At 69.2% G+C, this 13,498-nt stretch carries 9 protein-coding genes; 2 read left to right on the top strand and 7 right to left on the bottom strand.

Annotated features, from left to right (window positions below; all coding sequences use genetic code 11):
- Positions 1–101: 101 nt before the first annotated feature.
- The 3 genes from ACJ8AN_RS31690 to ACJ8AN_RS31680 are packed head-to-tail and all read right to left on the bottom strand — an operon-like array spanning position 102 to position 3,369.
- A complete protein-coding gene (locus tag ACJ8AN_RS31690) occupies positions 102–938 on the bottom strand; it encodes a hypothetical protein (protein ID WP_407759264.1) in 837 nt (278 codons plus the stop codon).
- Between the two features lie 23 nt (positions 939–961).
- Positions 962–2,218 (bottom strand): hypothetical protein, encoded by a 1,257-nt coding sequence (locus ACJ8AN_RS31685; protein ID WP_407759263.1) that lies wholly within the window; start codon positions 2,216–2,218, stop codon positions 962–964.
- Positions 2,219–2,274: 56 nt separating this feature from the next.
- Positions 2,275–3,369: a hypothetical protein gene (locus ACJ8AN_RS31680; RefSeq protein ID WP_407759262.1), complete on the bottom strand. Its 1,095-nt coding sequence runs from the start codon at positions 3,367–3,369 to the stop codon at positions 2,275–2,277.
- 57 nt (positions 3,370–3,426) lie between these two features.
- On the opposite strand from ACJ8AN_RS31680, the gene aspS reads away from it, so the two are divergent.
- Together aspS and ACJ8AN_RS31670 are read left to right on the top strand one after the other, a co-directional pair.
- On the top strand, positions 3,427–5,247 hold the full coding sequence (gene aspS, locus ACJ8AN_RS31675) for an aspartate--tRNA ligase (RefSeq protein ID WP_407759261.1): 1,821 nt from the start codon (positions 3,427–3,429) through the stop codon (positions 5,245–5,247).
- A gap of 32 nt (positions 5,248–5,279) precedes the next feature.
- Entirely contained in the window at positions 5,280–6,197 is a 918-nt protein-coding gene (locus ACJ8AN_RS31670) for a diacylglycerol/lipid kinase family protein (protein WP_407759260.1), read from the top strand.
- A gap of 4 nt (positions 6,198–6,201) precedes the next feature.
- Here ACJ8AN_RS31670 and ACJ8AN_RS31665 read toward each other — a convergent pair whose 3' ends face one another.
- From ACJ8AN_RS31665 to ACJ8AN_RS31650, 4 genes are all read right to left on the bottom strand, one after another.
- The gene (locus ACJ8AN_RS31665) at positions 6,202–6,870 is read right to left on the bottom strand and encodes an SRPBCC family protein (RefSeq protein ID WP_407759259.1); all 669 of its coding nucleotides are present in this window, start codon (positions 6,868–6,870) and stop codon (positions 6,202–6,204) included.
- Positions 6,867–7,520, bottom strand: a complete 654-nt coding sequence (locus ACJ8AN_RS31660; protein WP_407759258.1) for a 2OG-Fe(II) oxygenase — start codon at positions 7,518–7,520, stop codon at positions 6,867–6,869. Before ACJ8AN_RS31660 ends, ACJ8AN_RS31665 begins: the two co-directional genes overlap by 4 nt.
- 9 nt (positions 7,521–7,529) lie before the next feature.
- On the bottom strand, positions 7,530–9,461 hold the full coding sequence (locus tag ACJ8AN_RS31655; protein WP_407759257.1) for a prolyl oligopeptidase family serine peptidase: 1,932 nt from the start codon (positions 9,459–9,461) through the stop codon (positions 7,530–7,532).
- Between the two features lie 100 nt (positions 9,462–9,561).
- Positions 9,562–13,344 (bottom strand): ATP-binding protein, encoded by a 3,783-nt coding sequence (locus tag ACJ8AN_RS31650; protein WP_407759256.1) that lies wholly within the window; start codon positions 13,342–13,344, stop codon positions 9,562–9,564.
- Positions 13,345–13,498: the final 154 nt, after the last annotated feature.

Raw genomic sequence — 13,498 nt, 5'->3', positions numbered from 1 at the left:
ACACGGGTTCAATCTTGGGAGGCTCGATACCCTCACCCCGTCCCTCTCCCGGTGGGAGAGGGGTTTTTGCTTCAGGTCAGGGGGAGGGGAGCGCGGGTGCTTCAGAACGCGGTGCCGAGGCTCGCGCCCATGAACGTGTCGTCCTGGTAGCCACGGCGGAAGCGCATCAGCTCCAACCGCCAGGACAGCCGCACGTTCGACTCCATCGACAGCCTCGTCCGGCCTCGCACGCCCACGCCGTACTGGATGAGCGACTTGAAGCCGTCCACCGGCGTCTGCTTGCCGCCCACTTCCAGCGTCGTGTGCTCGTACGCGATGCCTCCGCCCACCTGCGCGTAGATGCCGTAGTCCGAGCCCTCTCCGAACGTCAGCTCGTACGCCGGAGCGATCGTCGCGTAGTGCAGCCGCGTGTCACCGACGATCAGCGCCGTGCCCTCGCGCTGCCCGGCGTACGTGTAGCGCACGTCGAACCAGAGCGTCTCGCGCAGCGCCTCGGTGTTCAGCAGCCGGCCGTACTCCCACGTGAAGCGCCCGCCCACCGCCGCCAGCGGATCCCCCAGCAACGTCCCGCGCGGGCTGCTCAGGAACATCACCCCGCCGAGCGCCTCGAAGGCCACGCCCGTGTTCGGATCGTCCGTGTTCGACAGGTGCTCGAAGTCCTTCTCGTCCTGCTCCTCGGAGACCTCGCGGAATTCCTTCGACCGGTCCTCCTCGCGGGTCTTGCGCCGGCGCTGGGCGCGCTGGTGCTCGGGCTGTTTGTCCTCGTCCGGGTAGGCGTAGGGCCTGTCCTCGTCCGGCTCGCGCTGGTGGCGCGCGGGCTTCTTCGGCTCGGACGACTCGTCGTCCGGGTAGGCGTAGGGGTCGTCCTCGTTCTGGGCGAACGTGGGCGTGGCGAGCGTGAGACCCCCGAGGAGGCAGGGCAAAATCCAAGAATGCACGGCAGCGGTCCTCATGGGTGTTCCTACGGGCAGACGCCAGTGACGGTGGTGGTGCTGGCCGGGCAATCGTCCACGGTGCCCGTGAGCAGTTCGATGGGCAGCAGGCGGGTGGCGAACTGGCTGCACACCCGCTGCTTCAGGTTGACGTTGGTGATGTGCCGGACGATGGAGCGCGCGCCCACGTCGAAGGTGAACTTCGACTGGTCCTCGAGCGCCGCCTGGGCCAGCTGGTTGAAGCCATACTTCGACGGCGTCGTGTCCGAGTAGGCCGCCGCCACCGAGCGCGCCAGCTCCTGCCGGTCTCCCTCGCTCTGGGCCGCGAAGTAGAGCGAGCTCGCCAGGATGGTGCCCACCTGGTACTCGCGCCCGCTGAAGGCGTTGAAGTTGGTGTTGTAGAGCTGCTCGAGCAGCGTGTCCGTCATGCAGTTCTTCGTCGCGTTGGACAGGTCGCGGTCCTGCTCCACCGAGCTCTCGAAGGAGGTGGCCAGCACGCGCGTGTTGCAGCCGAAGGTGGACTTGCACGAGGCCACGTAGGCGTGGAAGTCCGCCAGGCCCTCGTCCAGCGACTTGATGGCGTTGAGCGCCGGCGTGGCCCCTCCCGCCGTCCACGCGTTGATGGCCACGGGGATGGAGCGGCCGCCATACACGCGGCGGTTGAAGACCAGGTGCGAGTACTCGTGCGTGAGCACCGAGGCGTTGATGGCCAGCGGCGCCTTCTGGATGGACTCGAAGGGCAGCACCATGAAGGCCTGCACCGGCGCGAAGAAGAGGGCGTTGTCGCGCTGCGGCTTGTCGCTGGCGTCCTTGAGGGTGAACTCGGGGAAGTAGTACGCCGTCATCTGCGGCAGCTCGGACTTGCTCACGTTGACGGTCGTGGTGAAGTAGTCCCAGGCGCGCTCGAAGTTGTAATACGTGGTGACGAGGTTCCACGTGTGGAAGTCCGCCGGCCACAGCACGCCCTGCTCGTCGGTGATGTAGCTGGCGGTGACCTCACGGCCCGCGTCCTTGAGCAGCGCCCGCGTGAAGGCCTCCTCCGTCTGGGCGGCCCGGGCCTCGGGGTCGTTCGAGTCCAGCAGGATGCGAGCGCCCCCCTGCATCTTCACCACGTCGCCCTCCAGGGTCACGATGTCCGTGACCGTCTGGAGCGAGACCTCCGTGGGCACGTACTCGCCATTGCTGGAGAGCACGAGCGCACGCACCTTCGTGGGCTTCTGGGTTGGCGGCGCGCACGACACGACGAGCGTCGCGACCGCGGCGGCGGCTGTCAGCTTTCGGACCATGTCATGCTTCTTACTACGGGTCCGGTGGCCACCTGAAGACGGCTCAGCCGGCTGCCTCAGAAGGTCAGCTCGGAGCCCAGCGTGGCGAGCCCCGAGCGCAGGGGCGGCTCCCCCTCCACCCGGTCCGACTGCAGGGAGAGCGAGGCCCACAGCCGGACGGACCCGGACAGCTTGAACGTCCAGCGGGTGCCCAGCACGTGCGCATACCCCTCGCCCGGCACGTAGCGGGTGAAGGCGTAGGAGAGCTGCCCGCGCACCCGGGTGCTGAAGCGGTACGCCACCGAGGGCTTGACATCGAAGAGCGCCGGGGCGCTCGGGAAGCCGGTGAGGGCGTTCACCCCGAGCAGGCGGCCCGACAGGTCCACGGCCAGCTCCTGGATGCGACGCTGGGTGAAGTTCTTCAGGAGGAGGCGGCCCTCGGCGGCGTTGGTGTAACGGCGCAGCACCTCCGTCAGCTCCTCCTGGGTGAACTGGCCGGCGCTCAACGGGTCTCCACTGTAGAGGGAGAGGCCGCCGCGCAGGCCCAGCTCCCACTTGTCGAGGAGCACCAGCCGCGCGCCCACCGAGGGACGGGCGAGGAAGAGGGGCTCCTCGCGGTGGTAGAGGCTCTCGTTGCTCCCGTCCTGGCGGGTGAACAGCTCGCGCCGCAGGCCGTAGCGGGTGAGGCCCAGGCCCACGTCCAACCCATACTCCACGTCCGAGAAGCCGGCCGAGTCATAGCCCGCGGCGAGCTGCACCCCCAGGCTGTGGTAGCCGCCGCGGGCGTTGAGGGCCGGCAGGCCGAGCAGCGGCCGCTCGGGCGAGAGCGCGGTGGTGCTCGTCTTGGGCAGGCCCACGTTGACGAGGCCCGAGAGGAGCCAGTGCTCGGAGGGGGCGTGGTCCACGCCGGCCGACAGCTGGTGGGAGAGGGCGGTGTCCGACCCGGTGCGCGCCCCGGTGTAGCCGAGCGTGAGGAAGGTCTCGTCCTTGCGCAGCTCCAGGTCGCCCAGGAGCGTCCAGGTGCGCAGGGAGCCGCCGGCGGTGGCCTCGGCCATCACCGAGCCCGCGGCGTGGGCTTCCGGGGCCGTGAGCAGGGCCAGCGCGCCGCCCAGGGCGAGCGCCAATCTCCGGATGACGGGCCCTCGGGCGTCTTCTCGGATTCCTTGACGCATCGTTTCCACGCTCTCTATGGTGCCGCCCTTCAACCCCCCCTCTCTGCAGGCGGTGTCATGGCGGTCCCGTTCATTACCGAGGTCAAGCGTACTCATACCTGCGGGCAGCTCACCAAGGCCAACATCGGTGAGGAGGTCGTCCTCTTCGGCTGGGTGCAGAACCGGCGAGACCATGGTGGCGCGGTCTTCATCGACCTGAGGGACCGCGAGGGCCTCACCCAGGTCGTCTTCGAGCCGGACATCGCCAAGGGGGCCCACGAGACCGCGGGCCAGCTGCGGCTCGAGTACTGCATCGGCATCAAGGGCAAGGTCGCCTCGCGCGGCACCCAGGTCAACCCCAAGCTCAAGACGGGTGAGATCGAGATCAAGGCCACGGACCTGACCATCTTCAACCGCTCCGAGCCCACGCCCTTCCTCGTCGAGGACAACATCGACACCTCCGAGGAGAAGCGCCTGGCGTACCGCTTCCTGGACCTGCGCCGCCGGCCGCTGCAGCAGTCGCTGATGACGCGCTCGAAGATGAACGCGCTGACGCGCTCGTACATGGTGGGCAACGGCTTCCTGGAGCTCGAGACGCCCTTCATGGGCAAGTACACCCCGGGCGGCGCGCGCAACTTCCTCGTCCCCAGCCGCCTCAACCCGGGCAAGTTCTACGCCCTGGCCGAGAGCCCCCAGCTCTACAAGCAGCTCTTCATGGTGGCGGGCTTCGACCGCTACTTCCAGATCGTCAAGTGCTTCCGCGACGAGGACCTGCGCCTGGACCGGCAGCCCGAGTTCACGCAGATCGACGTGGAGATGAGCTTCGTCACCCAGGACGACATCTTCACCATCATCGAGGGGCTCATCAAACGGCTGTGGGGCGAGGTGCTGGGCATCGACATCCCCACGCCCTTCATGCGGATGGACTTCTACGAGTCCATGGCGAAGTACGGCAACGACAAGCCGGACCTGCGCTTCGGGCTGGAGCACGTCGTCCTCACGGACCTCATCCGCCAGCACGGCGCGGGCGGTGGCGTGCCGATGATGTTCGAGGCGGTGGAGCAGGGCGGCATCGTCAAGGCCATGGTCATCCCCGCGGAAAAGCCGATGAGCCGCGCGGAGAGCGACAAGCTCGAGGACTTCGCCAAGCAGAACGGCGCCAAGGGGCTCGCCCGCGCCAAGGTGGGCGAGGGCGGTGAGTGGACCCAGTCCCCGCTGTCCAAGACGATCACCCCCGCGCTGCGCCAGGCCATCAACCAGGCGTGCAACGCGAAGACGGGCGACCTCATCGTGTTCCAGTTCGGCCGCGAGTCGCTGGTGCACACGGTGATGGCGAACCTGCGCGTGCACGTGGCCAAGAAGCTCGGGCTGATTCCGGAGTACGGCAGCGGCGGCGTGTGGAAGTTCCTCTGGGTGGTGAACCCGCCCCTCTTCGAGTACGACGAGGAGACGAAGACGTGGGCCGCGGCGCACCACGCCTTCACCCGTCCGCACGACGAGGACGTGGCGTACCTGCTCACCGACCCGGGCCGCGTGAAGTGCCACCGCTACGACGTGGTCTTGAATGGCTTCGAGATCGGCGGCGGATCGATCCGGCTCCACGATCCGAAAGTTCAGAGCGAGGTGTTCAAGGCGCTGGGCATCTCGGACGAGGACGCGCGGGCGAAGTTCGGCTTCCTGCTGGACGCGCTGAAGTTCGGCGCGCCGCCGCACGGAGGCATCGCGCTGGGCATGGATCGCCTGGTGATGCTGCTGACGAGCGCCGAGTCGCTGCGTGACGTCATCCCGTTCCCCAAGACGAAGATGGGCACGGACCTGATGACGGGCGCGCCGGGCGACGTGGACGACCGGCAGTTGCGCGAGGTGCACGTGCGCCCCACGCCGCCGCCGCAGAAGTAACCAACCCCGTTTCCATCGGGTGGAACCCTCGGATGAAGACGTTCCTCGTGGTGAATCCGCGCAGTGCCGGAGGCGAGACGGGCAAGCGCTGGGCGGAGATCTCGGGACAGGTGACCCGGGCGATCGGCGACTTCGGCTTCGGATTCACCGAGCGCGCCATGGACGCGGTGCGCCTGACGCGCGATGCGCTCGCGGACGGTTACGAGTGCATCGCCGCGGTGGGCGGTGACGGCACCATCAACGAGGTCGTCAACGGCTTCTTCGCCGAGGGCAAGGCCATCAACCCGAAGGCGGCCCTGGGTCTCATTCCCCGGGGCACGGGCGGTGACTTCCGGCGCGCCTTCGGCTGGGAGCTGGACCTGGACTCGGCGCTGGCGCGGCTGCGCACGGACACGACCGAGCCCTTCGACGTGGGGCTCGTCGAGTACGTCAACCACGAGGGGCAGAAGGAGTCGCGCTACTTCGCCAACATCGCCTCGTTCGGCGTGAGCGCGACGGTGGCCTACGAGGTGAACCGCAGCAGCAAGGCGCTCGGGGGCAACCTGAGCTTCCTGTGGGGCACCGTGAAGGGCATGGCGAAGTACAAGGACCGCAAGGTGCGCCTGCGCGTGGACGGTGGCGAGCCCGAGGAGCTGGGCATCACCGTGGTGGCCGCGTCCAACGGCCGCTACTTCGGCAGCGGCATGTGCGTGGCGCCCAAGGCCGTCACCAACGACGGGCTCTTCGACCTGACCCTCTGGCACGACTACGGCCTGGCCGACTTCGTCCTCAAGTCCAAGGGCGTCTACAACGGCGACCACATCACCTGGGCCAAGACGCGCTACTCGCAGTGCCGCGTGCTCGAGGCCGAGAGCGACGAGGAGGTGCTCCTGGAGATGGACGGCGAGGTGCCCGGCAAGCTGCCATGCCGCATCTCCATCCTCCCCGGAGCCATCCGCCTCAAGGTGTAGCGGCTCAGCGGCGCGGGAGTCCGGCCTTGAGGCGCTCGCGAAGCACCGCGCCGAGCACCCGCGCGGTCTCCTCGGGCAAGCGAGCGAGGTGCGTGTAGAGCGTCTCCTCGAGCTGGGCGAGCGTCTCCGGCGAGGCTCCGGCCTCTCTCACGCCAGCGAGCACCGCGTACGCCGCCATGCCGAGCGGCTCGACGAAGCCGCTCGACTCCTCCCAGCACTCCTCGAAGCAGGGCACGGCCTCTCCGGACACGACGCGCTTCAGCCGCTCCAGGCACAGCTCCCAATACGCCCGGTGGGCCTCTTGCTCCTCGGGGCTCGAGAACGGGCCCTGGCGCAATTCGATCCGCGTGCCGTCGTCCTGGGCGCGGAGCATGAGCGAGGCCCGCGTCGGCTCGGGGCCGAGAGCCCCACCGCCCTCCCAGGCCAGCTCCAGCACGACGCCCTCGTCCTCGAGCACCTCGACGACGCGGCCCCTCTGGACGAAGGGCTTCCCGTGCTCGTCGAGCAGGTGCACCCGGAACAGCTCGCCCACGGGCTCTCCGCCGCTCTCCCCGAGTCGCACGGCGCCCGGCGGGGCTCCGTACCAGCGCCGCAGTTGGAAGGGCTCCTTGATGGCCGCGAAGACAGCGCTCGGGGGCCGCGCCACCCAGACCTCCATCGCCAGCTCACTCATGCGCTCACCACCCCGTCGCGGGTCCTCAGCTCGAAATGCGGCACCCCCGCCAGTTTGGACTCGGACACGCGGTACTGCTCGATCACCAGGCTGATGCGCGCCTCCGCGAGCGCCGGGGCCCCGGTTTGAATCGAGACGACCTCGTGCATGAGATCGCCCCGGAACATCACCCACGAGCGCGACGTGGGCCTCACCGCCGCCACCCGCCTGCCGCGGTGATACAGCCGCAACTCGCCGCCCGCGAGCTGCTCCGGCACATGGACGTAGAGCACGCTCACGGCGAACGGGCTGCCGATGCCCTCCCCGTAATACTCCATGCTCCGGTCGATGTGCGCCTCCACCCCGCGCCCGTTCTGTACCAGCAGCGGGTTGAGCAGGAAGGCATTGCAGTCCGGCAGGAGCGCCTTCTCCAGGTAGGGCGCGAAGGCCGGAAAGCGGCCCGTCACCTCGGACAGGCCCTCGCGCCGGAACGTGATGGAGAAGCCATACGTGCCGGAGAATTGATCCGTCAGGTTGCTCTCGCCGAGCAGGGGCGAGCCCAGGATGGCGGAGCGGATGGCGTTGACGGTGCCCTCGGGCAGGGCCTCGGGGGTGTGGTGATGGAAGGTGTGGAGGCGGAAGGCCCCGCCCCAGGGCGGCTGGAAGCGCATGGGCGCAGTCTACTCCGAGGCTCGGGCCCGGGTCTTCCCGAGGTACTGCTCCAGGAAGGCGGCGATGCGCGCGGAGACCTCGGCCTCGTTCTTCTTGTTGCCGAAGCCATGGCCCGCGTCGGGGAGGACCAGGTACTCGACGGGCTGGCCGTTCTTCCGGAGGGCCTCGACGATGGCGTCCGATTGCGACTTGAGCACCTTGGGATCATTGGCGCCCTGGATGACGAGCAGCGGCTTGCGGATGTTCTCCGCGTGGAAGAGGGGAGAGATGGAGCGCAGCATCTCCTCCTGCTTCTCCGGGTCGCCGACCTCCTGGTAGATCGCCTGGCGGAAGGACTCCCAGTAGGGAGGAATGTTCTTCAGGGTGCTCACCCAGTCCGACTCGCCGAAGGCATCCACGCCCACGTCGAAGACGTCCGGGTGGAAGGTGAGGGCGGCCAGCACCATGTAACCGCCGTAGCTGGCGCCGAAGATGCCCACGCGCGAGCCGTCCACGTACGGGAGGCTGGCGAGGTACTTCTTCGCCTCGACCATATCGCGCAGCGGCTCGCGGCCGTGCTTCTGATCATCCGCGGCGAGGAACGTCTTGCCATAGCCGGAGCTGCCGCGGTTGTTCACGCCGAGCACCACGTAGCCCTGGTGGATGAGGTACTGGATGAACCCGTCGTAGCCCCGGGACGTCTGGTCTCCGGGACCGCCGTGAGCCCAGACGATCGCGGGCAACTTGTGGTCCGCCGTAGCCTGGTGCGGCCGGTAGAGGACGCAGGGAATCTCCAGCCCGTCGAAGGACTTGAAGCGCACCATCTCGGACTCGACCAGGTCGTTCGCGTCAATGTCTGGATTGAGCGAGTCCGTCAGCCGCGTGGCCTTCTTGGTGCCGAAATCATAGACGTAGAGGTTGCTCGGGGCGCGGTCACCCGTCAGGTAGAAGGCCATGCGCTTCTCGCCGCGAGCCAGCACCACGTCGGTGATGGAGCCCGCGGAGAACGGAGGCAGGGCGAGCGGCTTGCCCGTCTTCCCCTCGTGCACGCGCAGGAGGGTGCGGCCGTGCTCGTTGAGGCCGGTGATGCGCCAGGCTCCATTCGGAGAGAAGGACGTGTACATCACGTCCCAGTCCGCCTTCTCCACCTCCTCGAGCTTGCCGCTGCCCAGCACGTAGCGCACCACGCGGGTGAGCTCCGAGCCGTCGTTGGTGAGCAGGTACAGCGCCGAGGAGGCCGGGTCGAAGGTGGCCGTCTTCCAGAGGGCGCTGCCCTGGTGCGGGGTGAGGTGCTTCAGCTCCTTCGTGGCAATGGCATACAGGGACACATCGCGGTCGGACATGGTGCGGGACTTGTCCAGGGAGAGCCATTTCCCGTCCGGGGACACGGCGCCCAGGTCGTAGCCCCCATCGTTCTGGAAGAACAGGGTGCGCGCGTAGGTCTTCGCGTCGTAGCGGTACAGGTCCATGAAGCGCTCGTCGCGCTCGTTGCTCTGGACGTAGAAGGCCGAGCCATCAGGGCTCCATCCGTGGAAGGTGGCGCGGTGCTTGTCGCCCGGGGTGAGGTCCTTCTCCTCGCCGTCCGGCGAGCGGACGTAGAGGTGGTACAGCTCGTTGCCGCCCTGGTCCCGCGCGAAGAGGAAGCGCTCGTCCCGGGGGAAGTAGCTCACCGCATAGGTGCCGTCCGTGGTGGAGCGGGTGAGCTGGGTGGGCTTGCCACCGGCCACCGGCACGGAGAAGGCGTTGAAGACGCCCGTTGCATCCGACGAGAAGAGCACCCGCTTCTCGTCCGGGGAGAAGGAAGCGCCAAACACAGACGCCGTGCTCATGAATTGCTCGAGCGTGTACTGCTTCGCCGGGCGCGAGGTGGGCGCTGCCCCGGCCTTGGGAGCGGCCAGTGCCAGGGTAGGAAGAAGCGCCAACGCGGCGAGCGCGCGTGACACGGTGGACCAGGACGGCATTCGGGCTCCGGACGAAGAGGACCGCGGGCCTCCGGGCCCGCGGGCGCGGAAGGTAATCACACCTCGCCCGGATGTGCCTCACTTCGCCGCGGAGCCGGGGTCAGTGCGGAAGTCCCCGGCCTTCGTCTTTCGCGCGCGCGCCCTCCAGGACCTCGAGCAGATCGCTCTCGCGTAGGGGTTTGACGAGGTGCAGGTCGAAGCCGGCCTCCAGGGCCTTCGCCTGCGCCTCCGCGCCGCCGTAGCCGGTGAGCGCGACCAGGTAGAGGGAGCCCCCGCCCCTGGAAGCGCGCACCCGCCGGGCCAGCTCATAGCCGTCGATGCCCGGCAGCCCCACGTCCACCAGCGTCACGTCCGGCCGCGACTCCAGCACCTTGGTGACTCCCTCCAGGCCCTCGGTGGCGACCGTCACCTCGTGCCCCAGGCCCTGCAACAGCACCCGCAGCGTCTCGCGCACGGGGGCGCGGTCCTCCACCACCAGCACCCGGCACCCCGGCTGGAGCGTGGGCGCCGGGCGCGGCAGCGGACGCGGCGTCCACGCGCTCCGGGGCGCCTCGCCGGACAACGGGAGCCGGACGACGAGCTCGCTGCCCTTGCCGGGCCCCTCGCTGTGCGCGTGGACGGTGCCTCCATGCATGCCCACCAGCCGCTTCACCAACGTCAGGCCAATCCCGAGCCCTCCCGCGGAACGGTCGATCGCCGCATCCACCTGGACGAACAGCTCGAACACCTTGTCCAGCATGTCCCGGGGAATGCCTCGCCCGGTGTCCCTCACCCGGAGCACCGCCCAGAGGGCCCCGCCTACCTCCTCGCGCCCCACGCGCAGGGCGATGCTGCCTCCCGGGTCCGTGTACTTGATGGCGTTGGAGAGCAGGTTGGAGACCACCTGCTCCAGGCGCGTGGCATCCGCCTCCAAGCGGAAACCGCCCGAGGCGAACGTCACGCTCAGCTCGTGTCCGCGCGCCTCCAGCTGGGGCCGGAGCGTCTCCACCGTGTTCTGGACGATGGAGCAGAGGTCCACCTCCTGCTTGCGCAGCTCCACCTTGCCCCGGGTAATCCGCGACACGTCCATCAGGTCATCCACCATGCGCACCAGGCAGTGCATCTGGTGATCGCAGAGCTCCCGGAGGCGCGCCTCGCGGGCCTCGTCGCCGCGGGAGCGCTTCATCACCTCGAGGGCCGTGCTCAGGGCGGCCAGGGGATTGCGCAGCTCGTGGGCCAGCATGGCGAGGAACTCGTCCTTGCGCCGGTCGGCCTCCTGCGCCTGGGTGCGCGCGAGCACCTGGGCCGTCACGTCCGTGGCCACCACCATGACGCCCACGACGCAATCCTTCTCATCGCGCATGGGCTGGCACGTGAGCTGGAAGTACCTGTCCTCGGGGACACCGACCCCGCGCTTGTCGAAGGGGATGCGGTACTCGTCCGCCGTGAAGGCCCGGCCGCTCGCGTACACCTCCTCCAACATCTGGAAGACGGGGGCATCATGGGGCAGCTCGGGGAAGACGGCCCGGACGGGCTTGCCCACCGCGCCCGGCTGACGGCCCACCAGCTCCAGGTAGCGCGGGTTGGCCAGCTCGTACACGAGCTCGGGGCCGGAGAAGATGGCCACCGGCAAAGGGGCCTGCATGAGCTGCGTGTGGAGCCGCGTGCGGGCCTCGGCGTGGGCCCGGGCCACCTCCAGCTGGGCTTGCACGCGCGACACGAGCTCCCGCGCCGAGAAGGGTTTCACCAGGTAGTCGTTCGCCCCCGCCTTCCGTCCCTCGATGGCCGCCTCCTCGCCCGCGCGCGCCGACAGGAGGATGACGGGGGTGGAGGCGGTCACCGGATGGGCGCGCAGCTCCCGCAGCAGCCCGAAGCCGTCCAGCCCCGGCATCATCACGTCACACAGCACGAGGTCGGGCGTCCGCTCGCGAATCGCGGCGAGGGCCTCCGTCCCGTTGGCCACGGCCTCCACCGTCCACCAGTCCGCGAGCAGCCGCTGGACGTAGGCGCGCATGTCCGCGTTGTCGTCCGCCAGCAGGACGCGCGTCGGAGACACCTGCTTGGTGAGCGCCGGGCCCGCCTCCCATTGCGCCGCCTCCATCAGGAAGGCCGTGGCGCCCTGCCGCGTGGAAGCCAGGGGCGGCTCCGCCTGGAGGTGCTCCGCCGGCAGGTGCGCCGAGCCCCGGGGGAGCGACACGGTGAAGGTGCTGCCCTGGCCCTCGCCGCTGTGGGCCTCCACCGCGCCGCCATGCAGCCGGACGAGTTCCTTCACCAGCGCGAGCCCGATTCCACTGCCCTCATGGGTGCGGCCCCTCGCGCCCCGCACCCGGTAGAAGCGGTCGAACACGTGCGGCAATTCGCTCGCGGGGATGCCCGTGCCCGTGTCCGTCACCGAGAGCCGCACACGCTCTCCCTCCTCGAGCCCGAGCGTGACGCGGATCTCCCCCGCGAGGGTGAACTTGAAGGCGTTGGACAGCAGGTTGAGGACGATCTGCTCCCACATCTCCCGGTCCACGAAGAGGGGCTCGGGGAGCGGGGGACAGTGCACCTCGAGCCGCATGCCCGCGCGCTCGATGGCCGAGCGGAAGGTGCTGGCGAGGTCCGCCGTGAGCGCGGCCAGGTCGGTGGGGCGGAAGTGGGCCCGCATGCGCCCGGCCTCGATGCGGGAGAAGTCCAGCAGCGTGTTGACGAGCCGCAGCAGGCGCTGCGCGTTGCGGTGGATGACCTCCAGGCGCTCGTGCTGGCGGGGAGGCAGGGGCTGCTCGGAGTCGGCGAGGCTGTCCTCGGCGGGCCCCAGCAGCAGCGTGAGGGGCGTGCGGAACTCGTGGCTGACGTTGGAGAAGAAGTCCGTCTTGGCCCGGTCCAGCGCCGCGAGCGCCTCGGCGCGCTGCCGCTCGTGCTCATAGGCTCGGGCGTTGGTGAGGGCGTTGGCGATGTGCGTGGCGGTCAGCTCGAGGAAGCCGCGGTACTTCGCGTCCAGCGCCTTGCGCGGGCTGATGCCCACCACGAGCAGGCCGGCGGGCTCGTCCTGGCCGGGCGCGGACAGGGGGAGCACCAGGGCCGACGAGGGGGCCTCCGGCCAGGGGCCTCCAGGAAGCGGGCCGAGGGAGGGCGGAAGGGGCTCGATGAGGACGGCCTCCCCGCGGACCCGGGGCCACGGCGCGTGGGCGTCCCCGGCCTCGAGCGTGGACGGAGCGGCGGCGCTGTCCGGCGCCAGGCCCACCGTCCCCACCCGGTGCAGCGTCTGGCCCCGCTTGTCCGAGAGGTAGAGCAGGGCGAAGGGGATGTCATGGGGGTTGGAGGCCAGCACGCCCTCGGCCTTGCGGCACACCTCCTCGGCGCTCTGCAGCTTGCTGGTGGACTCGCTCAGCTCGCGCAGCATCTGGAGGCGCCGCTCCCCGAGGATGCGCTCGGTGCTCTCCGTACACGCGACGAAGACGCCGCCGGTGCCTCCGGACTCGTCCTTGATGGGGGAGTAGGCGTAGGTGAAGTACGTCTCCTCCAGGTAGCCGTTGCGGTCGAGGCACAGCATCCCATCCTGGATGAAGGTGGACTCGCCGCGCTCCATCACGGACTGAATCATGGGGCCGATGACGTCCCAGATTTCCGTCCAGCACTCGCGCCCGCGCTGCCCGAGCGCCCTGGGGTGCTTGGTGGCGCCGAGGATGGGCCGGTAGGCATCGTTGTAGAACTGGACGAGCTCCTGGCCCCACCAGAGGAAGATGGGGTGCCGGCTGGTGAGGAGGATGGAGAGGACGGTACGAAGGCTCTGCGGCCACGACTCCACGGGACCCACGGGCGTGCGGGACCAGTCGAGCGCGCGCATGAGCGCGCCCATCTCGCCGCCCCCTTGCAGCACCTCGTGATGGGCGGGAGACCCGCTGGCCGACGAGAAGACACGCATGTGGATACCCCCCGCGGGATAGTATCCGACGAGCGGCCTGCTTTGTAGGTAGCCCCACGTACCCCAACGTCGACTTCCGGGCAGCCCGGGGACGCTCGGTGTCCGCGGGAGACACTGTGTTTGCCCTGGGGGGCGGGGAGCGGCTCTGTAGCGG

It is taken from the genome of Archangium sp. (assembly GCF_045802675.1).
Lineage (GTDB): Bacteria > Myxococcota > Myxococcia > Myxococcales > Myxococcaceae > Archangium.
Note: the sequence above shows the minus strand (reverse complement) of the source record. Positions and strands in the feature narration are given on the sequence as shown.

What these genes read in the sequence shown, in the direction of transcription:
- ACJ8AN_RS31655 (WP_407759257.1), bottom strand. Translation starts at nt 9,461, where the DNA reads ATGCCGTCCTGGTCCACCGTGTCACGCGCGCTCGCCGCGTTGGCGCTT.
- ACJ8AN_RS31665 (WP_407759259.1), bottom strand. Translation starts at nt 6,870, where the DNA reads ATGAGTGAGCTGGCGATGGAGGTCTGGGTGGCGCGGCCCCCGAGCGCT.
- ACJ8AN_RS31680 (WP_407759262.1), bottom strand. Translation starts at nt 3,369, where the DNA reads ATGCGTCAAGGAATCCGAGAAGACGCCCGAGGGCCCGTCATCCGGAGA.
- ACJ8AN_RS31650 (WP_407759256.1), bottom strand. Translation starts at nt 13,344, where the DNA reads ATGCGTGTCTTCTCGTCGGCCAGCGGGTCTCCCGCCCATCACGAGGTG.
- aspS (WP_407759261.1), top strand. Translation starts at nt 3,427, where the DNA reads ATGGCGGTCCCGTTCATTACCGAGGTCAAGCGTACTCATACCTGCGGG.
- ACJ8AN_RS31670 (WP_407759260.1), top strand. Translation starts at nt 5,280, where the DNA reads ATGAAGACGTTCCTCGTGGTGAATCCGCGCAGTGCCGGAGGCGAGACG.
- ACJ8AN_RS31660 (WP_407759258.1), bottom strand. Translation starts at nt 7,520, where the DNA reads ATGCGCTTCCAGCCGCCCTGGGGCGGGGCCTTCCGCCTCCACACCTTC.
- ACJ8AN_RS31685 (WP_407759263.1), bottom strand. Translation starts at nt 2,218, where the DNA reads ATGGTCCGAAAGCTGACAGCCGCCGCCGCGGTCGCGACGCTCGTCGTG.